A 20,917-nucleotide genomic window follows, 5' to 3' on the forward strand; every position below is an offset into this window, starting at 1 on the left:
ATCAGGATCCAACGCCTGTCACGTACAGTGATCGAGCTATTGCCCTGCGGATATGGTCAGGCTTTTGTGGCGCCCGCGGTGAGCCCGGTGACGAGGTGGCGCTGGACCAGCAGGAAGACCGCCCCGGCCGGGAGCGCGATGAGCACGGCCGAGGCCGTCATCAGGCCCCAGTCGGACCAGTGCAGGCCGACGAACTGCTGCAGCCCGACACCCAGGGTGCGCTTGTCCTCCTGGGTCATGAACACGGTGGCGTAGCCCACCTCTCCCCAGGCCGTCATGAAGCAGTAGAAGGCGGTCACCGCGACCCCCGGCCGGGCCAGCGGCAGCACGACCCGCCAGAAGGCGCCGAACGGGGTCAGCCCGTCCACCATCGCGGCCTGGTCGATCTCGATCGGCACGGTGTCGAAGTAGCTCTTCATCATCCAGGCGCAGAACGGCACCGCGATCGTCATGTACGCGATCACCAGGCCCGGGATCTGGTTGAGCAGCCCCAGCCGGGCCATCAGGTTGAACAGCGGCACGATGAGGATGGCCACCGGGAACATCTGGGTGACCAGCAGCAGCCACATCGTCGCCCGGTGGCCGGGGAAGCGGAACCTGCTGACCGCGTAGCCGGTGCTGGCCGCCAGGAAGACGCCGAGCACCATGGTGAGCCCGGCGGTCAGCACGCTGTTGAGCAGCCACTGCGGGAACTCGGTGCCGGTCAGCACCCGGACGTAGTTGTCGAGCGAGGGGTCGTTGAAGAACCGCAGCTCCGTGGACAACCAGCCGTTGCGCGGTTTGAGCGAGGTCAGCACCAGCCAGGCGACCGGGAACAGGGAGATCGCCACCGCGATCAGCAGCCCCGCGTGCAGCCCGACGGAGGCCAGCGGGCCGCGCTCGCCGCGCGGGCGCGCACGGGGCGACGTGCGGGGCGACGTCGGGGGCGGCGTGCGGACGGTGTGCACCGGGGAGGTCACCAGGGGTCTCCTTGGGAGCGCAGGGTGCGGCGGTAGCCGAGGGCGAGCACGACGAGCATGGCCAGGATGATCACGCCCCAGGCGGCCGAGCCGGCGTAGTCGCGGATCCCGGTGAAGGCCTCGCGGAAGGCGTAGGTGACCAGGATCTCGGTCTCGCTGCCCGGCCCGCCCCCGGTGATCAGGAAGATGATGGGGAACATGTTGAACGTCCAGATCGTGCCGAGCAGGACCACGGTGCCGGACACCTGCCGCAGGCCGGGCAGCGTGATCGAGGCGAACCGCTGCCAGGGGGATGCGCCGTCCACCTCGGCGGCCTCGTAGAGCTCGGCGGGGATCGACTGCAGGCCGCCGAGCAGGGCGACCATCATGAAGGGCACGCCGAGCCAGACGTTCACCGCGATCACCGCGATCTTGGCGGTGGTCGGGTCGTCCAGCCAGCCCACCCCCGACAGGCCGGCCAGCTTCAGGAAGCCGTTGATCACGCCGTAGTCGCTGTTGTAGAGGTAGCGCCAGATGAAGGCGGCCACGAACGCCGGGACGGCCCAGGGCAGGATCAGCAGCACCCGGTAGAGGGAGCGGAGGCGGAGCTTGCGGTTGAGCATCACGGCCAGGCCCAGTCCGATGCCGTAGTGCAGGCCCACGCAGGCGACCGTCCAGATGACGGTCCACAGCAGCTTGTCCCAGAACAGGCTGCTGGTCAGGATCTGCACGTAGTTGTCCAGGCCGACGAACTCGTACGTGGCGGGGATGACGTTCACCCCGATGGTGCGGCCGATGGTGGCCTCGGTCGCGTCCGTCAGCGACAGGTACACCCCCCACACCAGCGGCCAGCCGATCAGGACCAGCATGACGACGATCGCCGGTGCGATCATCGCCCAGGCGTACCAGTGGGTGGACATCGACCGCCGCAGCGGGCCCTGCCTGTCGGGGCGCCCGTCATGGCGCCGGCCGCGGGCGGACTCGCTCGCGGCCGGCACGCCTCCGGTGGAGACCGCCACCGCTCAGCTCCAGTCCTTCATGATCCCGCGATACTGCTCGTAGACCTTCTTGAGCATGTCCGTGGGGGTGGACTCGCCGCCGACGAGTGCCTGGTAGCCCTCCAGCAGCGGCTGGAACAGCTGGCCGCCCTCGGGGATCCACGGGCGGGGCACGGCGGTGTCCATGATCGGCTTGAACACGGCCACGTCCGCGTTGCCCTGGACGGCGGGGTCGGCGTAGGCGGAGGTACGGGTGGGGAGCAGGCTGATCTCCTTGGCGATCTTCGCCTGGGCCTGGACCGTGGTCATGAACCGGACGAACTCGTACGCCGCCGGGATGTTCTTCGACCCGGCGTAGATCGCCAGGTTCCAGCCGCCGGTGGGCGCGCCGGCCTTGACCGACCCGGCGGGCACGGGGGCGATGCCCAGGTTGGCCTTGTCCTGGAACTCCTTGCCCTGGTAGATCTCCGACAGGGCCCACGGGCCATTGTAGATCATCGCCGCCTTGCCCTCCTTGAGGGCGGTCATGGCGTTGGCGTAGCTGTCCGTGGTGGCGGGCTTGGGCGCGGCGCCGGAGCTGATGAGGTCGGCCACGGTCTGGATGGCCTTTGCGTTCGCCGGGGAGTTGACCACGATCTTCTTGTTCGGCACGTCCAGCAGGTCGCCGCCCTCACCGTAGATGAACGGCAGCAGGAAGTAGGAGTCCACGTTGAGCGCGAGCCCGGCCGCGCCGGTCTTGGCCTTGACGTCCAGGGCGGTCTGCTTCAGCTCGGCGACCGTGGCCGGCGGCGCGTCGTGGCCGGCCTCCTTCAGCAGCCGCTTGTTGTAGATCAGCGCCAGCGTGTCGGTCACCTGCGGCACCGCGTAGGTCTTGCCGTTGAACTTGGTGCTGGACAGCGGTCCTGGCAGGAAGTCGTCCGGCCGGTCCACCGCGCGGGTGCCGTCCAGCGGCTGCAGGTAGCCCAGCGAGGCGAACTGCGAGGTCCAGGCCACCTCGGAGCGGATCACGTCCGGCGCCCCCGACCCGGCCTGGGCCGCGGTCTGGAACTGGTTCTGTGCCTGGTCCGACGGCACGTTCACATAGTTGACCTTGATCTGCGGATATTGTGCCTGGAACTCCTTGATCAACGCCTGGAACGTCGGCCCCTCGCTGTCCGGGCGCGTCGTGTCCCACCACGTCACCTCGCCCTTGATCTGCGACGGGTCGGAAACGGTCGGGGCGGTGCCCGCGCTCTCGCCACCGCCGCCGCACGCGGAGATCGTCAGGGTCAATGCCGCGACGGCCGCAACGGCCGGTAAGAGTCGTCGCATGTCCTTTTCCTCACTGCTGGCCGGAGGTCGGGGTACGCCGGAGATTACGCCGACGTGACCCCGATCGATAGATCAGGACGCAAGGTTTCTGCAAGTTGTTACATTGATCCATCCGCGTGCCCCGGACGGTCTCGCGGCCTGCGGATTTTGCCGTTTCCGCAGGTCATGATGGACTTCTCCGCATTGTGCTCCGCGTCCGGCGGCGCGTCCATCGACGTACGGGCCAGGAAGCCGTTTGGACTGTTGCAGAAATTTCCAGCAAGCGTTGCAAAGCCACGGGGCCGCCGTCGCGCTTCACCGCCCCCCAGCGGGGAACGACCTTGGGGTGCCACGCGCCGAGGGGGCGACGAGCCTGAGCCACGTCATCGACCAGGGTGAGCGGACCGGCGCGCCCGCCGGGCGGGCCGAGGCCAGGGCCCACTGGATCGACCGCGACACGGTGGTCTGGCAGACCGACCCCGCCCTGCGGCACACGCTCGCCTTCAGCCCCGACGGGGGCATCGCCGTCGGGGCCTCCGGCGAGCTGACGGGGCACCCGCGCATCGTCAGGCTGGCCCCCGGCACGCTCAGCGAGGAGCAGCGAAGCCGCTGGCCCCACCTGGCCGGGTACACCGCGCTGAAGGTCGACCGGCGCGACGCCGGCCTGGTGCGGCAGGCACTGCGCGGCCAGGTCGTGGCCGTGGCCCGGGACGCCGAGGGCGGGCTGCGGGCCGCGACGGGCGTGCAGATCCCCGGCGTGCTCGACGACCTGTACGCCGCGGCGGCCACCGCCCCGCTCGGCCCGGCCGGTCGGGTGGTCCCCAGGCTGGCGTTGTGGGCGCCGACCGCGCGGCGGGTGGAGCTGGCCCTGTACGGGCGCTCGCGCACGGTCCACCCGATGCGGCGCGACGACCGGACCGGCATCTGGTCGTTCCGCGGGCTGCCCACCTGGATGGGACGCGAGTACACGTTCCTGGTCACCGTCTACTCCCCCGCGGCCGGCAGGGTCGTCACGAACGAGGTCACCGACCCCTACAGCCTGGCCGTCGCCCCGGACGGGACACGCAGCAGGCTGGTCAGCCTGGACAGCGCCGCGCTCAAGCCGCCCGGCTGGGACCGGCTGGCCAAGCCCGCGGCCGTGCCCCAGGAGCGGGCCTCGATCTACGAGTTGCACGTGCGCGACTTCTCCGCCTCCGACGCCGGCGTCCCGGCCGGGCGGCGCGGCACATATGCGGCCTTCTCCGGGGACGCTGCCGGGGATTCGGCCGGGATGCGCGAGTTGCGGGGGCTGGCCGCGGACGGGCTGACGCACGTGCACCTGCTGCCGGTGTTCGACTTCGCCACGGTCCCCGAGCGCGCGGCGGACCGTACCGAGCCGGACTGCGACCTCGCGGCCCTGCCGCCCGACTCCGAGCGGCAGCAGGAGTGCGTGGCGCGCACGGCCGCGACCGACTCCTTCAACTGGGGGTACGACCCGCTGCACTACACCGTGCCGGAGGGCTCCTACGCGACGGACCCGGACGAGCGGACCCGGCAGTTCAGGGGCATGGTCGCCGGGCTCAACCGGGCGGGGCTGCGCGTGGTGATGGACGTGGTCTACAACCACACCCACTCCACCGGCGTGCTCGACCCGATCGTGCCCGGCTACTACCACCGGCTGCTGGAGGACGGCACGGTGGCCACCTCCACCTGCTGCCCCAACACCGCGCCCGAGCACGCCATGATGGGCCGGCTGATCGTCGACTCGGTCGTCACCTGGGCCCGCCAGTACAAGATCGACGGCTTCCGTTTCGACCTCATGGGCCACCACCCGAAGGCCAACATCCTCGCCGTCCGCCGCGCCCTCGACGCGCTGACCGTGGCCAGGGACGGCGTGGACGGCCCGTCGATCATCCTGTACGGCGAGGGCTGGAACTTCGGCGAGGTGGCGAACGACGCCCGCTTCGAGCAGGCCACGCAGGCGAACCTGGCGGGCACCGGCATCGGCACGTTCACCGACCGGCTGCGGGACGCGGTGCGCGGAGGCGGCCCGTTCGACGCCGACCCGCGCGTGCAGGGGTTCGGCTCCGGCCTGGCGGGGGCGCCCAACGGGGCGCCGGCCAACGGCACGGCCGAGCAGCAGCGGGCCCGGCTGGCGTACTACACCGACCTGATCAAGGTGGGCCTGACCGGTAACCTGCGCGACTACGTACTGCCCTCCGGGAAGAAGGGCTCGGAGATCGACTACAACGGCTCGCCCGCGGGCTACACGGCCGCGCCCGGAGAGGCGGTGACGTACGTGGACGCGCACGACAACGAGACGCTGTTCGACGCGCTGGCCTACAAGCTGCCGCAGGACACGCCGATGGCCGACCGGGTGCGCATGCAGGCGCTGTCGCTGGCCACGGCGGTGCTGGCGCAGGGGACGACGTTCGTGCACGCGGGCAGCGAGCGGTTGCGGTCGAAGTCGCTCGACCGCAACTCCTACGACTCCGGCGACTGGTTCAACCGGCTGCTGTGGGACTGCGCGGCCGGCAACGGCTTCGGCGCCGGACTGCCGCCCCGGGCCGGCAACGCGGACAGATGGCCCTACGCCCGGCCCCTGCTCGCCGACCCGGCGCTGCTGCCCGACTGCGCGGCCATCGACGCCGCCCGGGCCAGGTACGGCGAGCTGCTGCGGATCCGGGCCTCGACGCCCGCCTTCGCGCTGGGGTCGCTCGCCGAGGTGCGGCGGCGGTTGACGTTCCCCGACGCGGCGGAGGGCGTGATCGCCATGCACGTGGACACGACCGGCCTGGATCCGCGGTGGAGGTCGGTCACCGTCGTGTTCAACGCGACGCCCTGGGCCTGCGCGCAGGCGATGGAGTCGCTGGCCGGGCGGGCGGTGGCGCTCCATCCCGTACAGGCCGGGTCCGGCGATCCGGTGGTGCGCCGATCGTCGTTCGACCCGGCCTCCGGCACGCTCACGGTGCCGCCGCGTACGGTCGCGGTGTTCGTCCAGTCCTGACCGGGGAAGGAACAACAGGAAAGACGCCCATCACTGGCGTCGGCGCGCACATCGGCGCAGACTGGATAGACGGCTATCGCGTGGAGCAGTGGAGCATCCGTGGACAATCACCTTGATCACATGCCGGTTCTGTCCCGCGGCAGGCATCGCAACCCCAAGCGCGGCGCCTGCTTCATGGAGCTGGCCTCCTACCTGGCCGGGGAGCGGTGGAGCGACCATCCGGCGTGCACGCACCCGCTGCTGGCCGCGCTCGCCCGCCTCGTCAACGACAACACCAGCGACGAGAGCCGGGCCAAGCTCGTCCGGCTCGTGCCGTCCATCATCGGCCTGGCCAGCGACGACCTGCGGGTGGACGCGCGGATCGCGCTGCGCTGCGCCACGACGGCGCTGCCGGTGGCGGCGGCCGAGCGCCAGCTCGCGCTGGCGGTGTCGGTGCTGGCGGCGGAGGAGATGCTGGCCCGGCTCGACGGGGCCCCGTCGGGACGGTTCAGCGAGGAGAGCCGGCGGGCGATGGCGGAGGTGCCGCAGGCGGCCGAGCAGGCCAGGCACTTCAGCCGCGCGGCCCGGATCACGGAGAAGGGTTTCCGCCGGTACGCGGCCCCGAACGCGGTGCAACTCGCGGTCGTGGGCATCGTCCAGGCCTGCATCCCGGACCCGGACGCGCTGCTGCGCAAGCTCCTGGAGGACACCATCACCGACTGCGCCACCCTGATCCGCGGCCCCCAGCCCACCCCCACCACCCCGGCCCCGATCCACGCCTGACCACCCGGGTCCGCCGCGAGCCGGCCAGGGCGGCAGCGAGCTCGTAGCGTCCCCCGGCCTCCGTCGATCAACTCGGTGCGCTCCCCGGGCTGGGGCAGCTTGAGCCAGTTGGCGACGGTGTGACCAGGGGGGCGACTGAGCGGGAACGGCAGCGCCTCGCGAGTAGACGCAGGTCAGGCAAGCCTGTCCTGCGTTGCGAGGTTTACGAGCATATGTCTACATTTGCTGGCCGAGGGTCGGCATATGGAGGGCATGATGACCATCGAGCTCACCCGCCCGTACTCCGCCGAGAAGCATCACCGTCACCGCGACGTCACCGGTGGCTGGTTGCGGCCGGCGGTGTTCGGGGCGATGGACGGGCTGGTGTCCAACTTCGCGTTGATCGCCGGGGTCGTGGGGGCGGCGGGGGCCGGGCGCGGGACGGTGGTGGCCGGGTTCGCGGGGCTGATCGCCGGGGCGTGTTCCATGGCGGCCGGGGAGTACACCTCGGTCAGGTCGCAGACCGAGCTGATGCGGGCCGAGATCGCCGTCGAGCGGCGCGAGCTGGCCCGCGATCCCGAGGGCGAGCAGGCCGAGCTGGCGGCGCTCTACCGGGCGCGGGGGCTGGACCCGGACCTCGCGCGCCAGGTCGCCGCCGGGCTGTCGGCCAACCCCGAGCAGGCGCTCCGGGTGCACGTGCGGGAGGAGCTCGGGGTGGATCCGGACGACCTGCCCTCGCCCTACGTGGCGGCCGCCTCGTCGTTCTGCGCGTTCGCCACGGGGGCGCTGGTGCCGCTGGCGCCGTTCCTGTTCGGGGCGTCCGGGCTGGTGGTGGCGCTGGTGCTGAGCGTGGTGGCGCTGTTCGGGTTCGGCGCGGTGGTGGCGCGGATGACGGCCCGGCCCTGGTGGCTGGGCGGGATGCGGCAGCTGGTGCTGGGGGTCGGGGCCGCGGCCGTCACCTTCGGGCTGGGGCAGTTGCTCGGCGTCGCCGTCTCATGAGCCCGGTCACGTACGGGTGGCGGTGGCGAGCCTGAGGCCGAGGGCGATGAGGGCGGCTCCCGTGAGGCCGTCCACCGTCCTGCGTACGGCCGGCCTGGTGAACAGCCTGCGCAGCGCGCCGACGACGTTGGCCACGACGAGGAACCAGGCGACGGTCCCCGCCAGGGCGATCAGCGACAGCACCAGGGCGTCCTCCAGCAGGGCCCCCGAGCCGACGAACTGGGGCACGAGGGCCACGAAGAACAGGGCCGCCTTGGGGTTGAGCACGTTGGTCAGCAGTCCCTCGGCGAAGGCGGCCCAGGCGTTGCGCCGCCCCGGGTCCGGCAGGTCGAGCTCCGGCTTCCCGCCGCCGCGCAGGGCCGAGCGCAGCGCCCGTGCCCCCAGGTAGAACAGGTAGGCCGCGCCCACCACCTTCACCACGGTGAACGCCATCGCCGAGGCGGCCAGCAGCGCCGCGACGCCGGTGGCCGCGGCGGCCACCCAGACGAACACTCCCACGGAGATCCCGGCCGCCGCCGCCATGCCGTGACGCCGCCCGGACACGGCCGAGCGGCGCACGACGACCGCGAAGTCCGGGCCGGGTGACATGGCGCCGAGCATCACCACACCGCCGAAGGCGGCTATCTGTGTCACAGAGGTCATGGCGTCCACCTTACGAGGCGGGCACCACGCCTCAGCGCTTGCGGCCGCGCTTCTTGATCAAAGAACGCAGGGTCAGCAGCAGCACGACGGCCACGATCTGGCCGGCCAGCACGATGCGGTTGACGTCCACGGCGGGCCGCCAGTGAGCGTCGCCGTCCTTGAGCACGTAGACGCCCGCGGGCGTGGCGCTGAGCCCGAACCCACCGCCGCTGCCGGTGCCCTCCTCGTTCTTCTCCCCCCTGCCCTGACCTTGACCGCCCCCGCCGCCCTGAGCGACCCGGGCGACGGGGATGACGACGACGTCGCCCTGCTGGATCGGCTCGCCGAAGACGCGTTTGACGGTCGCGGCGTCCTTCGATCGCTCCATGAGCTCCATGATGTTCATCCCCCCATCCTCGCCCTCGGCCGCCCGCCTGGCCACCGGCGCCCGCGGGCGTTCGCTAGTCGAAGGTGGTCGAGATCTCGTGCCACCCGCCCGGCGGGATCTTCGCCGCCGGCTCGGGCCCCCAGGTCCCCTTCTCGTACGGCAGCGGCTGCTCGGGCAGGTCGAGCACCCGGTGCACGATCCGCCACGACTCGTCCACCAGGTCGAACCGGGCGAACCTGCGTGGATCGCCGCTGAGGGCGTCGGTCAGGATCCGTACGTAGGCGGCCTCCATCGGCCCGAGCACCTTGGTGAAGTCGACGCTGACCGGCACCGGCCTGGTGTGCTGCTTGCCCGGCTCCTTGGCCAGCAGGTCGAACGTCACCCCGGCGTCCGGCTGCAGCCGGAACCTGATGAGGTTGGGCCCGGCGGGCTCGGCGCCGCCGCGGAACATCGTCACCGGCGGCCTGCGCAGCTCGGCGACGACCTCCAGGTCGGTGGTGGGCAGCGCCTTGCCGGAGCGGATGCACCAGGGCACCCCGGCCCAGCGCCAGTTGTCGATGTGGGCGCGCATGGCGACGTAGGTCTCGGTGGTCGAGCCGGGGCGGACGCCGTCGGTGTCGAGATAGCCGGCGTACTGGCCGCGTACGACGTCGGAGGGGTCGATGGCCTGGACGGCGCGCAGCACCCGCCACTTCTCGTCGAGCTGGGCGCGGGCGTCGGTGGACGGCGGCGGGTCCATCGCGAGGATGGCAAGCAGTTGCAGCAGGTGGTTCTGCACCACGTCGCGGATGGTGCCGTTGGCGTCGTAGAAGGCGCCGCGGTCGCGGACGTCGAAGTCCTCGGCCATGGTGATCTGGATGCTGCGGATGTGGTTGCGGTTCCAGATGGGCTCCAGCAGGGTGTTCGCGAAGCGGAACACCATGAGGTCCTCGACCGGCTCCTTGCCCAGGAAGTGGTCGACCCGCCGCAGGTGGTCCTCGTCGAAGTGGCACAGCAGCTGGTCGTTGAGCTCCCGGGCCGATGCGAGGTCATGGCCGAACGGCTTCTCCACCACCAGCCGCGCCTCGCGGTTGAGCCCCACCCCCGACAGCCCCTCGGCGACCACCGCGAACAGCGACGGCGGCACCGCCAGGTAGTGCACCAGGAAGCCCAGGCCGGCCACCTCGTCACGCAGCCCGGCGAACGTCTCCGGGTCGCGGTAGTCGCCCGCGACCAGCCGCAGATTGCCGGCCAGCTTCTTGAACGCCGCGTCGCCGACCTCGGCGCCGACGGCCTCGCGGACGTGCTCGCGCAGCGCCGCGAGGTCCATGTCGGTCTTGGCCACGCCGATGATCGGCAGGTCGAGCCGCTTGTCGGCGGTCAGGCGGTAGAGGGCCGGCAGGACCATCTTGCGCGCCAGGTCGCCGGTGACCCCGAACAGGACGAGTGCGCCGGCGTCTTCCACGCCCCCCGATGCGTGCCCCACGTCAGATCCGCCTTCCGCGCAGCTCCCGGTATTTGCGGACGAGCCGCTCGGTGGAGGCGTCAGGGAGATCGCCCGGCGGATCCTCGGAGGTGAGCGCGGGCGCCAGGTCGAGCGCCATCTTCTTGCCCAGCTCGACACCCCACTGGTCGAAGGAGTCGATGCCCCAGATCGTGCCCTCGACGAAGACGATGTGCTCGTAGAGGGCGACGAGCTGGCCGAGCGTGGACGGGGTCAGCTTGGGCGCGAGGATCGTGGAGGTGGGGCGGTTGCCGGGCATCACCTTGTGCGGCACGATCTCCGGCGGCGTGCCCTCGGCGGCGATCTCCTCGGAGGTCTTGCCGAACGCCAGCGCCGAGGTCTGGGCCAGCAGGTTGGCGATGAGCTGGTCGTGCATGCCCGCGCGGTCGTCGAACGGCTCGGCGAAGCCGATGAAGTCGGCCGGCACGAGCCGCGTGCCCTGGTGCAGCAGCTGGTAGAAGGCGTGCTGGCCGTTGGTGCCCGGCTCGCCCCAGAAGATCTCGCCGGTGTCGGCGGTGACCGGGGTGCCGTCGGCGCGTACGGACTTGCCGTTGGACTCCATCGTGAGCTGCTGCAGGTAGGCGGGGAAGCGGTGCAGCCGCTGGCTGTAGGGCAGGACGGCATGGGTCTCGGCGCCGAAGAAGTCGGTGTACCAGATGCCGAGCAGGCCCATCAGGACCGGCATGTTTGCCTGGAACGGCGCGGTGCGGAAGTGCTGGTCCATGGCGTGGAAGCCGGCGAGCATCTCGCGGAACCGCTCGGGCCCGATGGCGATCATCACGGACAGGCCGATGGCGCCGTCGAAGGAGTAGCGCCCGCCGACCCAGTCCCAGAAGCCGAACATGTTGTCGGGGTCGATGCCGAACTCGGCGACCTTGCCGGCGTTGGTGGAGACGGCCACGAAGTGCCGGGAGACCGCGTCCTGGCCGAGCGCGTCGACCAGCCACTGGCGGGCGACGCGGGCGTTGGTGAGCGTCTCCAGCGTGGTGAACGTCTTGGAGCTGACCACGAACAGCGTGGTCGCGGGGTCGAGGTCGGCGAGGTTTCCGGTGATGTCGGCCGGGTCGATGTTGGAGACGAACCTGGCCTTGATGCCCGCGTCGGCGTAGTCGCGCAGCGCCTCGTAGGCCATGGCGGGGCCGAGGTCGGAGCCGCCGATGCCGATGTTGACGACGGTCTCGATCGGCCGCCCGGTGGCGCCCGTCCAGTCCCGCGACCTGACCCGGTCGGCGAAGGCGCTCATCCTGTCCAGCACGGCGTGCACGTCGGCCGTCACGTCCTGCCCGTCCACGACGAGCTCGGCGTCCGGCGGCAGGCGCAGCGCGACGTGCAGGACGGCGCGGTCCTCGCTGACGTTGATGTGCTCGCCGCGGAACATGGCCTCGATCCTGTCGCGCAGGCCCGCGCGCTCGGCCAGGCTCACGAGCAGGTCGATGGTCTCCTGCGTGGCACGGTGTTTGGCGTAGTCGAGGTAGAGGTCGCCCGCGGTCACGGTCATGCGCTCGGCGCGGGCGGGGTCCTCGGCGAACAGCTCGCGCAGCCGCCTGCCCTTCAACTCCTCGTAATGCTTGGCCAGGGCCGCCCACTCATGGCTCTGGGTGATGTCGCCGTTCACGCTCTTTCCTCCTCGCATCGCCAAACCGATCACCATCGTCCCGTAACCCCGTACCCCCGATAGCGCATTCCGCCCGCCGCGGGGAGGACTCTTTGCCTCAGTGGGACTCCCGGCCCACGTGGTCGCCGCTGGACCCGATGAGGAAGTCCAGGTCGGCGCCGCGGTCGGCCTGGGTGACGTGCTCGACGTAGAGGCGTTCCCAGCCGCGGGTGGGGGCGGCGTAGCCGGTGGTGACGGGCTTCCTGGCGGCCAGCTCGGCCGCGGGCACGTCCACGTCGAGCCGCCTGGCGGGCACGTCCAGCACGATCGGGTCGCCGGTGCGCACCCTGGCCAGCGGCCCGCCGGCCGCCGCCTCGGGCGCGGTGTGCAGCACGACCGTGCCGTACGCGGTGCCGCTCATGCGGGCGTCGCTGATGCGGACCATGTCGCGTACGCCCTTGGCCAGTAACTTCGCCGGTAACGGCAGGTTGCCCACCTCGGGCATGCCCGGATACCCCTTGGGCCCGCACCCGCGCAGCACCAGCACCGACGTCTCGTCCACGTCCAGGTCGGGCGAGTCGAGCCGGGCGTAGACGTCCTCGACGCTGTCGAAGACCACGGCCCGGCCGCGGTGCCGCAGCAGCTCGGGCGAGGCGGCGGCGGGCTTGATCACGGCGCCGCCGGGCGCGAGGTTGCCGCGCAGCACGGCGATGCCCGCGTCGGGCAGCAGCGGGGCGGAGCGGCGCCGGATGACGTCCTCGTCCCAGATCTCGGCCCCGGCCAGGTGCTCGACGAGCGGCCGCCCGGTGACGGTGATCGCCTCGGGGTCGAGCAGGTCCTCGACCTCCTTGAGCACGGCGGCGAGCCCGCCGGCCCGGAAGAGGTCGTCCATGAGGTGCCGCCCGGCCGGCTGGAGGTCCACCAGCAGCGGCACCCCGGCGCCGATGCGGTCGAAGTCGTCCAGGGTCAGGTCCACGCCGAGCCGGCCGGCGATGGCCAGCAGGTGCACGACGGCGTTGGTGGAGCCGCCGATCGCGGCCAGGGTGACGATGGCGTTGCGGAAGGAGCCTTTGGTCATGACCTGGCTGGGGCGGCGGCCCTGCCTGACGAGGTCCACGACGTGGCGCCCGGTCTCGTGGGCGCGTTCGAGCAGGCGGTTGTCGGGGGCGGGGGTGCCGGCGGTGCCGGGCAGCGTCATGCCGAGCGCCTCGGCCATGCAGGCCATGGTGGAGGCGGTGCCCATGGTGTTGCAGTGGCCGCGGCTGCGGATCATGGACGACTCGGACTCCAGGAACGCCTCGCGGGAGAGCGTGCCGGCGCGTACCTCCTCGCTGAGCCGCCACACGTCGGTGCCGCAGCCGAGCGGGGCGCCGCGGAAGTGCCCGGTCAGCATGGGTCCGCCGGGTACCACGACGGCCGGCAGGTCCACGGAGGAGGCGGCCATGAGCAGCGACGGGATGGTCTTGTCGCAGCCGCCGAGGAGCACGACGCCGTCGATGGGGTTGGCGCGCAGCATCTCCTCGGTGGCCATGGCGGCCAGGTTGCGCCAGAGCATCGCGGTGGGGCGTACGTTCGTCTCGCCGAGGGAGACGACAGGCAGGTTGAGCGGCACGCCGCCGGCCTCCCACACGCCGTTCATGACGCGCTGGGCCACCTCGTTCAGGTGGGAGTTGCAGGGGGTCAGGTCGGAGGCGGTGTTGGCGATGGCGATGTGCGGCCTGCCGCCCTCGAACGCCTCACGCGGCAGGCCTCGCCGCATCCACGCCCGATGGATGTAGGAGTTGCGGTCGTTCCCCGAATACCACTGCGAACTCCTCAATTCCATGTTTGGCACCTTATCGGGGGCTTTGGGGATTCAGTACGCCCGGGGGAGGAAGCACCAAGGGCATGGAGCTCATCGACGCGTACTGGCGGGCGGCGAACTACCTGTCCGTCGGGCAGATCTATCTGCTGGACAATCCGCTGCTGACAGAGCCGTTGCGGCCGGAGCACATCAAGCCCCGCCTGCTCGGCCACTGGGGCACCACACCCGGGCTGAACTTCTGCTTCGCCCACCTCAACCGGATCATCACCGAGCGCGACCAGGACATGATCTACATCGCGGGCCCCGGCCACGGCGGCCCCGCCGCGGTGGCGCACGCCTGGCTGGAGGGAACGTACTCGGAGCGCTATCCGGACGTCTCGCAGGACGCCGCGGGCATGCGGCTGCTGTTCCGCCAGTTCTCCTTCCCCGGCGGGATCCCCAGCCACGTCGCGCCCGAGACGCCCGGATCCATCCACGAGGGCGGCGAGCTGGGCTACTCGCTCGCGCACGCCTACGGGGCCGCGTTCGACAACCCGGACCTGGTGGTGGCGTGCATCGTGGGCGACGGGGAGGCCGAGACCGGGCCGCTGGCCGCGAGCTGGCACTCCAACAAGTTCGTGAACCGGCGGCGGGACGGGGTCGTGCTGCCCATCCTCCACCTGAACGGCTACAAGATCGCCAACCCCACCGTCCTCGCCCGCATCCCCTTCGAGGACCTGGTCAAGCTCATGGAGGGGTACGGCTATCACCCGCACCTGGTGGGCCCCGACCACGCGGAGATGGCCGGCACCCTGGACACGGTCTTCGACGAGATCGCCGCCTACCGCGACGGCCGGGCCGACCGGCTGCCGATGATCATCCTGCGTACGCCGAAGGGCTGGACCGGCCCCCGCGAGGTGGACGGCAAACCGGTGGAGGGCACCTGGCGGGCGCACCAGGTGCCGCTGCCCCGGGTGCGCGAGGACGCCTCGCACCTGGCCCAGCTGGAGCAGTGGATGCGCTCGTACCGGCCCGAGGAGCTGTTCGGCGAGGACGGGCGGCCGGTCGGCGAGATCCGGCGCACGGTGCCGCGCGGCCCGCGCAGGATGAGCGCCAACCCGCACGCCAACGGCGGGGAGCTGCTGAAGCCGCTGCGGCTGCCGGACTTCCGCACGCTGGCGGTGGAGGTCAAGTCGCCGGCCGGGCAGTCGAGCGAACCCACCCGGGTGCTCGGCGGGCTGCTGCGCGACGTGATCGCCGCCAATCCGCGCAACTTCCGGCTGCTGGGCCCGGACGAGACGGCGTCGAACCGGCTGACGGACGTGTTCGAGGTCACGGACCGGGCGTGGGACGCCGCCGTCGAGCCGACCGACGAGCACCTGGCCGCGGACGGTCGGGTGATGGAGGTGCTGAGCGAACACCTGTGCCAGGGCTGGCTGGAGGGTTACCTGCTGACCGGGCGGCACGGGCTGTTCAACTGCTACGAGGCGTTCATCCACATCGTCGACGCCATGTTCAACCAGCACGCCAAGTGGCTGGAGTCCTCCCAGCGGATCACCTGGCGGCGGCCGGTGGCGTCGCTGACGTACCTGCTGTCGTCGCACGTGTGGCGGCAGGACCACAACGGGTTCAGCCACCAGGACCCGGGGTTCCTGGACGTGGTGGTCAACAAGAAGGCGTCCGTGGTGCGCGTCTACCTGCCGCCGGACGCGAACACGCTGCTGTCCGTCGGTGACCACTGCCTGCGCTCGCGGGACTACGTGAACGTCATCGTGGCCGGCAAGCAGCCCGTGCTCGACCTGTTCACCATGGACGAGGCCATCGCCCACAACACGCGCGGCCTCGGCATCCTGCCGTGGGCCTCCACCGACCAGGACCAGGACCCGGACGTGGTGCTGGCCTGCGCGGGCGACGTGCCGACCCTGGAGGTGCTGGCGGCCGCCGCGATCCTGCGCGAGCACCTGCCCGCGCTCAAGGTCCGGGTGGTCAACGTGGTGGACCTGATGCGGCTGCAGACGCCGTCGGAGCACCCGCACGGCATGCCGGACGCCGAGTTCGACGCGCTGTTCACCACGGACAAGCCGGTCATCTTCAACTTCCACGGCTATCCGTCTCTCATCCACCAGCTCACCTACCGCCGCCACGGCCACCAGCACCTGCACGTACGCGGCTACAAGGAGGAGGGCACCACGACGACGCCGTTCGACATGTGCATGCTCAACGACATCGACCGCTACCACCTGGTGATCGACGTGATCGACCGGGTCCCAGGGCTCGGCTCCCACCAGGCTCACCTCCGCCAGCGGATGACCGACGCCCGGCTGGAGGCCCGCGCCTACACCAGGGAGCACGGCGAGGACCCGCCGGAGATCAGGACGTGGACATGGCCGGCCACATTCTCGTCCTGAACACCGGCTCGTCGTCCATCAAGTACGAGCTGGTCGATCCGGCCAGCCGTGCCCGCCCCGCCAGGGGGCTGGTCGAACGCGTCGGCGAGGAGCAGGGGCTGCTCACCCACCACGCGGGCGAGGGGCCGCCCTACCGGCACGCGGCGCGTTTCCCCGGGCACGGCGAGGGGCTGGCCGCGGTGCTGGAGGCGTTCAAGGCGGCCGGGCCCGAGCTGGACCCCGTGGCGGTAGGGCACCGGGTGGTGCACGGCGGCACCAGGTTCACCGGGGCGGTGGTCGTCGACGACGCGGTGATCCGGGCCATCGAGGAGCTCGCACCGCTGGCTCCGCTGCACAACCCGGTCAACCTCACCGGGATCCGGGTGGCGCGCACGACCTTTCCCGGGGTGCCGCAGGTGGCCGTGTTCGACACGGCGTTCCAGCTCACGCTGCCGCCGGCGGCGTACACGTACGCGGTGCCGCGCGAATGGCGGCAGCGGCTCGGCGTGCGGCGCTTCGGCTTCCACGGCACCTCCTGCGCCTACGTCTCCCGCCGCGCCGCCGCCTTCCTCGGCCGCGACCCGGCCGGGTTGAACCTGGTCGTGCTGCACCTGGGCAACGGCGCCAGCGCGACGGCGATCTCGGGCGGGCGCAGCGTGGACACCTCCATGGGCATGACGCCGCTGGAGGGGCTGGTCATGGGCACGCGCTCGGGCGACGTCGACCCGGCGCTGGCCGGCTACCTGGCGCGGGTGGACGGGCTGGACGCGCGGGAGGTGGAGCAGGCGCTCGCCCGCCACGGCGGCCTGCTGGCGCTGACCGGGACGGGCGACATGCGGGAGGTACGCGCCCGCGACGACCCCGAGGCCGCGCTGGCCCTGGAGATCTACACCCGGCGCATCCGCAAGTACGTGGGCGCCTACTACGCGCTGCTCGGGCGGGTGGACGCGATCGTGTTCACCGGCGGGGTGGGCGAGCACGACGCCGCCACCCGCGCCGCCGCCCTGGCGGGGCTCGACCGGCTCGGCATCGCGGTCGACCCGGCGCGCAACCGGGCCGCCTCGACGGCCGAGCGCGCGATCTCGCCTCCGGGCGGCGAGGTGGCGGTGCTGGTCATCCCGACGGACGAGGAGGGTGAGATCGCCTGCCAGGCCCTGGCACTACTCGACGCCGACGGCTCATGACCGTTGCCGGGGGTTCATGACTTTTGCCGGGATTCATCACCGTTGCCGGCGGGGGACGGCGGGGACCCAGAACTCCACCGTCGTGCCCGCGCCCGGCGCGCTCCGGATGCTCCACCAGCCGCCCGCCGTCTCGGCGCGCTCCCGCATCTCGATCAGCCCGAAGTGGCCGGGCAGACCGTCGGCGGAGAGCAGGCCGACACCGTCGTCGCCGACGCGCACGTGCACGCCCCGGTCGAGCGCGGCCAGCTCGACGGTGACCGTGGTCGCGCAGGCGTGTTTGAGCACGTTGGTCACCGCCTCCTGGCAGATGCGGAAGATGGTGATCGCGGTCTCGGTGGGCGGCTCGCCCTCCAGATCGTGCACCAGGTCGAAGGCCAGGCCGCCGGCCGCCAGGGCCTGCTCCAGGTAGACGGCCAGGCTCTCCACCAGTCCCTCGCCGGGCGGGCGCAACCGGAAGGCGAGGTCGCGCAGCCGCACGACGGCCGCGTCCACGGCGGCGTCCAGCGCCTGCAGGGCGCCGGCGTGCTCCGCGGGCAGGCTCTCGCCCAGCATCCGCAGCCGCATCCCGACGGAGATCATGGTCTGGATGGTGTCGTCGTGCACGTCGGAGGCGATGCGGCGGCGCTCCGCCTCCTGGGCCTGGACCAGACGGGCCAGCAGCAGGCCGCGCTCGTCCAGCGCCCTGGCCATGCTGCGGCGCTCGGTCAGGTCACGGGTCACCTTGCCGTATCCGCGCAGGCCGCCGTCCTGGTCGTGCAGGGCGGTGATGACCACGCTGGCCCAGAACCTGGTGCCGTCCTTGCGGACCCGCCACCCCTCCTCCTCCCACCGCCCGTCGACGGCGGCGATCTCCAGCTCGCCGTCGGGCTTGCCGGACGCCACGTCCTCGGGCGGATAGAACACGGAGAAGTGGGTGCCGATGATCTCCTCGGCGGTGTATCCCTTGATCCGCTGTGCTCCCGCGTTCCAGCTCGCGATCCTGCCCTGGGGGTCGAGCATGAAGATCGCGTAGTCCCGGATGCTCTGGACGAGGAGCTGCATGTCCTCCGGTGGGCGCTCATGCTCGGGCATACCGCAGCCTTGCACGGCCGCTCACCGGAATCAAAGCCGGGTCAAACCGATGCCAGCTCGCACCACACCATCTTGCCGCCTTCCTTGCCCTCCCCGTTGGAGGAGATGCCCCAGCCGGTGGACAGCAGCCGGACGACGTGCAGGCCCCAGCCGCTGGCCGGGCCGGGGACCCGGGCCTCGGGCATGTGCGCGCCGGTGTCGCTCACCTCGACCCGTACGTGGGAGGCGCCACCCCACATGCGCAGCCCGGGCCCGCCCTCGCCGTGTAAGAGCGCGTTCGTCACGAGCTCCGACACCACCAGCAGCACGTCCTCGTGATGACCCTCATAGCCGCACTCCGCCAGAGCGCGCCGGACGATCTGCCGTGCCACGGTGATGCTGTCCATCTCCTCCGGCAGCTTGGTCTCCACGACGCACGCCCCCGCCTCCTCGGTTCCCACCCATCTACTTTCGGCGAGGTCGCCTACCGGCCACGAGACGCAACCGCGCCAGCCACCCTGATACGGCTGCGGCAAGCGCCATAGTGCATTTGCGTCAGTCGAGCAGCCCTTCCCTGCGGGCCAGCGCCACCGCCTCCAGCTTGGACCGCGCCCCCAGCTTCTCCAGCACATGCTGTACGTGGTTGCGCGCGGTGTTGCGGGCCACACCGAGCCGCTCGCCGATCTCGGCCGTGCTCGCGCCCTCGGCCAGCAGCAGCAACGTCTCGCGCTCGCGCGCCGTCAGCGCCGACCCCAGGTGCCCCGCGCGGCCCGTCAGCCGGTCGAGCACGCCCGGCAACAGCCCGGGAGCGAACACCACTCCCCCCGCCGCCACCTCCCGCACCGCAGACTCCAGCTCCCCCAGCCGCGACGACTTCACCACCAGCCCGGCGCCGCCGGCCGCCACCACCCTGGCCGCCACGGAGACGGTCGCCTCGGCGGTCAGCACCAGCACCCGGGCCCCGGGGGCGACGGCGGCAAGCTGGCCGATGGCCTCGATGCCGTCGCCGTCGGGAAGGCGCCGGTCGAGCACGACGACGTCGGGCCGGCACCGGGCGGTCTCGGCCACGGCGGCGACGATGGTGCCGGCCCGCGCCACGACCTCGATGTCGGGGGTCCGGCCGAGCGCGAGGCTGATGGCCTCCGCGACCATGGCATGGTCTTCCACGAGAACCAGCCTGATCGGCGGGGAAGACGGCATGGCGCATGTCCCTCGGGTCTCGGGTGCCTGGGCGCGGCCCGGGGTGTGGCCCGCGTCCATGAGGAGTCTGCCACGGGGTGCCGCGCGCCCGTCACCCGCCGTTGCCGCCGAGGCGCATGAGCGTGGAGAGGCCGGAGAGGCGCCGCCGAATTGGCCAAAAGCTTCCCTAACCGGGCATGACACTGTAGCGATTTAGGGTATTTGTCCTTTTTGAACCCGAAACGAACACATCGGGGGGATCGTCATGGCTATGGAGACAGAGATCCGTAACCTGCTCGACTGCCACGTGGTGGGTTCGGATGGACAGCCGATCGGCAAGGTCGGCCAGGTCTACCTCAACGACCGTACAGGGGAACCGGAGTGGGTGACCGTGCGTACAGGGTTCTTCGGTATGAAGCAGACCTTCGTGCCGCTGGCCAACGCGCGCCGCTCGGGCGAGGAGATCAGGGTCCCCTTCGACAGGGAGATGATCAAGGGAGCACCGAACATCGACGTGAACGGCCGCCTGGCGCTGGAAGAGGAGGCCGACCTCTACCGCTACTACGGCATGCAGCCGTCGGGCATCCCGCAGCAGCGCAGCGGCGAGCCGCGGACGCGGGGACCGTTCACGGGCGAGCGCTTCGCGGAGCAGGAGCGGGGCGTTCCCGGCGAGCCACTCGGCGAGCGCGGCGTTCCCGGTGAGCCGTTCGGCGGCCTCGCCGACGAGCGCGACATCGACATGACCATGTCGGAGGAGCGCCTGCGCATCGGCAAGGAGAGCAGGGAGACGGGCCGCGTGCGCCTGCACAAGTACGTCGAGACCGAGCACGTCACCGAGCGGATCCCGCTCTCGCACGAGGAACTCGTGATCGAGCGCGAGCCCATTTCCGACGGGGAGACCGCCACGCCGCTGGAGATCCGCGAGGAAGAGCGGCAGATGATCCTGCACGAGGAGCGTCCGATCGTCGGCAAGGAGACCAGGCCGGTCGAGCGCGTCCGCATCCACAAGCGGGACGTGCGGCACGAGGAGATCGTGGAGGGCCAGGTCCGGAGGGAGCGACTGGAGATCGACGAGGAGGGGATCACCAGGGCCGAGGGCGAGGGCCTGCCGCCGGAGCGGTGAACCCTTCGGCGGACCACCCTCGGATGGAACCGAGCGAACCGCGCTCGGATGGATCCCGGCGCACCACGCTCGGGTGATCGGGTGTCGCGCGGGGGCGGCGGACGACGTCCCCGCTGACGCCATCGGCCGCACTGCCGCCGCCCGCCACACGGACCGGTCCGGCGCACAGACCC

The 20,917-nt window shown here is 71.5% G+C and carries 17 protein-coding genes; 6 read left to right on the top strand and 11 right to left on the bottom strand.

Annotated features, from left to right (window positions below):
- Nucleotides 1–56 precede the first annotated feature (56 nt).
- Genes BLS95_RS13845 through BLS95_RS13855 form a run of 3 tightly spaced genes read right to left on the bottom strand, consistent with a single transcriptional unit; the run spans nt 57 to nt 3,247 of the window.
- Entirely contained in the window at nt 57–959 is a 903-nt protein-coding gene (locus tag BLS95_RS13845; RefSeq protein WP_245765037.1) for a sugar ABC transporter permease, read from the bottom strand.
- On the bottom strand, nt 956–1,957 hold the full coding sequence (locus BLS95_RS13850) for a carbohydrate ABC transporter permease (protein WP_090931342.1): 1,002 nt from the start codon (nt 1,955–1,957) through the stop codon (nt 956–958). Before BLS95_RS13850 ends, BLS95_RS13845 begins: the two co-directional genes overlap by 4 nt.
- 3 nt (nt 1,958–1,960) lie before the next feature.
- Nucleotides 1,961–3,247: an extracellular solute-binding protein gene (locus BLS95_RS13855; protein ID WP_090931343.1), complete on the bottom strand. Its 1,287-nt coding sequence runs from the start codon at nt 3,245–3,247 to the stop codon at nt 1,961–1,963.
- 325 nt (nt 3,248–3,572) lie between these two features.
- On the opposite strand from BLS95_RS13855, the gene pulA reads away from it, so the two are divergent.
- The 3 genes from pulA to BLS95_RS13870 all read left to right on the top strand — a co-directional run bounded on the left by pulA (nt 3,573) and on the right by BLS95_RS13870 (nt 7,952).
- The gene (gene pulA, locus BLS95_RS13860; protein ID WP_245765038.1) at nt 3,573–6,212 is read left to right on the top strand and encodes a pullulanase-type alpha-1,6-glucosidase; all 2,640 of its coding nucleotides are present in this window, start codon (nt 3,573–3,575) and stop codon (nt 6,210–6,212) included.
- 120 nt (nt 6,213–6,332) lie between these two features.
- Entirely contained in the window at nt 6,333–6,974 is a 642-nt protein-coding gene (locus BLS95_RS13865) for a hypothetical protein (RefSeq protein ID WP_245765039.1), read from the top strand.
- Between the two features lie 252 nt (nt 6,975–7,226).
- On the top strand, nt 7,227–7,952 hold the full coding sequence (locus tag BLS95_RS13870) for a VIT1/CCC1 transporter family protein (protein ID WP_245765040.1): 726 nt from the start codon (nt 7,227–7,229) through the stop codon (nt 7,950–7,952).
- A 6-nt stretch (nt 7,953–7,958) separates the two neighbouring features.
- On the opposite strand, the gene BLS95_RS13875 is transcribed toward BLS95_RS13870, so the two are convergent.
- From BLS95_RS13875 to BLS95_RS13895, 5 genes are all read right to left on the bottom strand, one after another.
- On the bottom strand, nt 7,959–8,594 hold the full coding sequence (locus tag BLS95_RS13875; RefSeq protein WP_090931466.1) for a LysE family translocator: 636 nt from the start codon (nt 8,592–8,594) through the stop codon (nt 7,959–7,961).
- 31 nt (nt 8,595–8,625) lie between these two features.
- A complete protein-coding gene (locus tag BLS95_RS13880; protein WP_090931345.1) occupies nt 8,626–8,979 on the bottom strand; it encodes a GerW family sporulation protein in 354 nt (117 codons plus the stop codon).
- A 55-nt stretch (nt 8,980–9,034) separates the two neighbouring features.
- Nucleotides 9,035–10,426: a glucose-6-phosphate dehydrogenase gene (gene zwf / locus BLS95_RS13885; RefSeq protein WP_245765041.1), complete on the bottom strand. Its 1,392-nt coding sequence runs from the start codon at nt 10,424–10,426 to the stop codon at nt 9,035–9,037.
- A gap of 1 nt (nt 10,427) precedes the next feature.
- Complete coding sequence (pgi, locus tag BLS95_RS13890) at nt 10,428–12,077, bottom strand: glucose-6-phosphate isomerase (protein ID WP_245765051.1); 1,650 nt, start codon at nt 12,075–12,077, stop codon at nt 10,428–10,430.
- Nucleotides 12,078–12,156: 79 nt separating this feature from the next.
- Complete coding sequence (locus BLS95_RS13895; protein ID WP_090931348.1) at nt 12,157–13,863, bottom strand: IlvD/Edd family dehydratase; 1,707 nt, start codon at nt 13,861–13,863, stop codon at nt 12,157–12,159.
- Between the two features lie 62 nt (nt 13,864–13,925).
- Here BLS95_RS13895 and BLS95_RS13900 point away from each other — a divergent pair, with 62 nt between their 5' ends.
- Together BLS95_RS13900 and BLS95_RS13905 are read left to right on the top strand one after the other, a co-directional pair.
- Nucleotides 13,926–16,229 (top strand): phosphoketolase family protein, encoded by a 2,304-nt coding sequence (locus BLS95_RS13900; RefSeq protein ID WP_090931349.1) that lies wholly within the window; start codon nt 13,926–13,928, stop codon nt 16,227–16,229.
- Nucleotides 16,205–17,392, top strand: a complete 1,188-nt coding sequence (locus tag BLS95_RS13905; protein WP_090931350.1) for an acetate/propionate family kinase — start codon at nt 16,205–16,207, stop codon at nt 17,390–17,392. Before BLS95_RS13900 ends, BLS95_RS13905 begins: the two co-directional genes overlap by 25 nt.
- Nucleotides 17,393–17,428: 36 nt before the next feature.
- On the opposite strand, the gene BLS95_RS13910 is transcribed toward BLS95_RS13905, so the two are convergent.
- The 3 genes from BLS95_RS13910 to BLS95_RS13920 all read right to left on the bottom strand — a co-directional run bounded on the left by BLS95_RS13910 (nt 17,429) and on the right by BLS95_RS13920 (nt 19,609).
- Complete coding sequence (locus BLS95_RS13910; RefSeq protein ID WP_090931351.1) at nt 17,429–18,463, bottom strand: PAS domain-containing sensor histidine kinase; 1,035 nt, start codon at nt 18,461–18,463, stop codon at nt 17,429–17,431.
- 41 nt (nt 18,464–18,504) lie between these two features.
- Nucleotides 18,505–18,903, bottom strand: a complete 399-nt coding sequence (locus tag BLS95_RS13915; RefSeq protein WP_143043691.1) for an ATP-binding protein — start codon at nt 18,901–18,903, stop codon at nt 18,505–18,507.
- Between the two features lie 94 nt (nt 18,904–18,997).
- Nucleotides 18,998–19,609 carry a response regulator transcription factor gene (locus BLS95_RS13920; protein WP_245765042.1) on the bottom strand — a complete coding sequence of 204 codons (612 nt, stop codon included), beginning with the start codon at nt 19,607–19,609 and terminating at the stop codon, nt 18,998–19,000.
- Nucleotides 19,610–19,892: 283 nt separating this feature from the next.
- Here BLS95_RS13920 and BLS95_RS13925 point away from each other — a divergent pair, with 283 nt between their 5' ends.
- Nucleotides 19,893–20,744 (top strand): DUF2382 domain-containing protein, encoded by an 852-nt coding sequence (locus BLS95_RS13925; protein ID WP_176993173.1) that lies wholly within the window; start codon nt 19,893–19,895, stop codon nt 20,742–20,744.
- Nucleotides 20,745–20,917 lie beyond the last annotated feature (173 nt).

This window comes from Nonomuraea jiangxiensis, assembly GCF_900099965.1.
Classification (GTDB): Bacteria; Actinomycetota; Actinomycetes; order Streptosporangiales; family Streptosporangiaceae; genus Nonomuraea; species Nonomuraea jiangxiensis.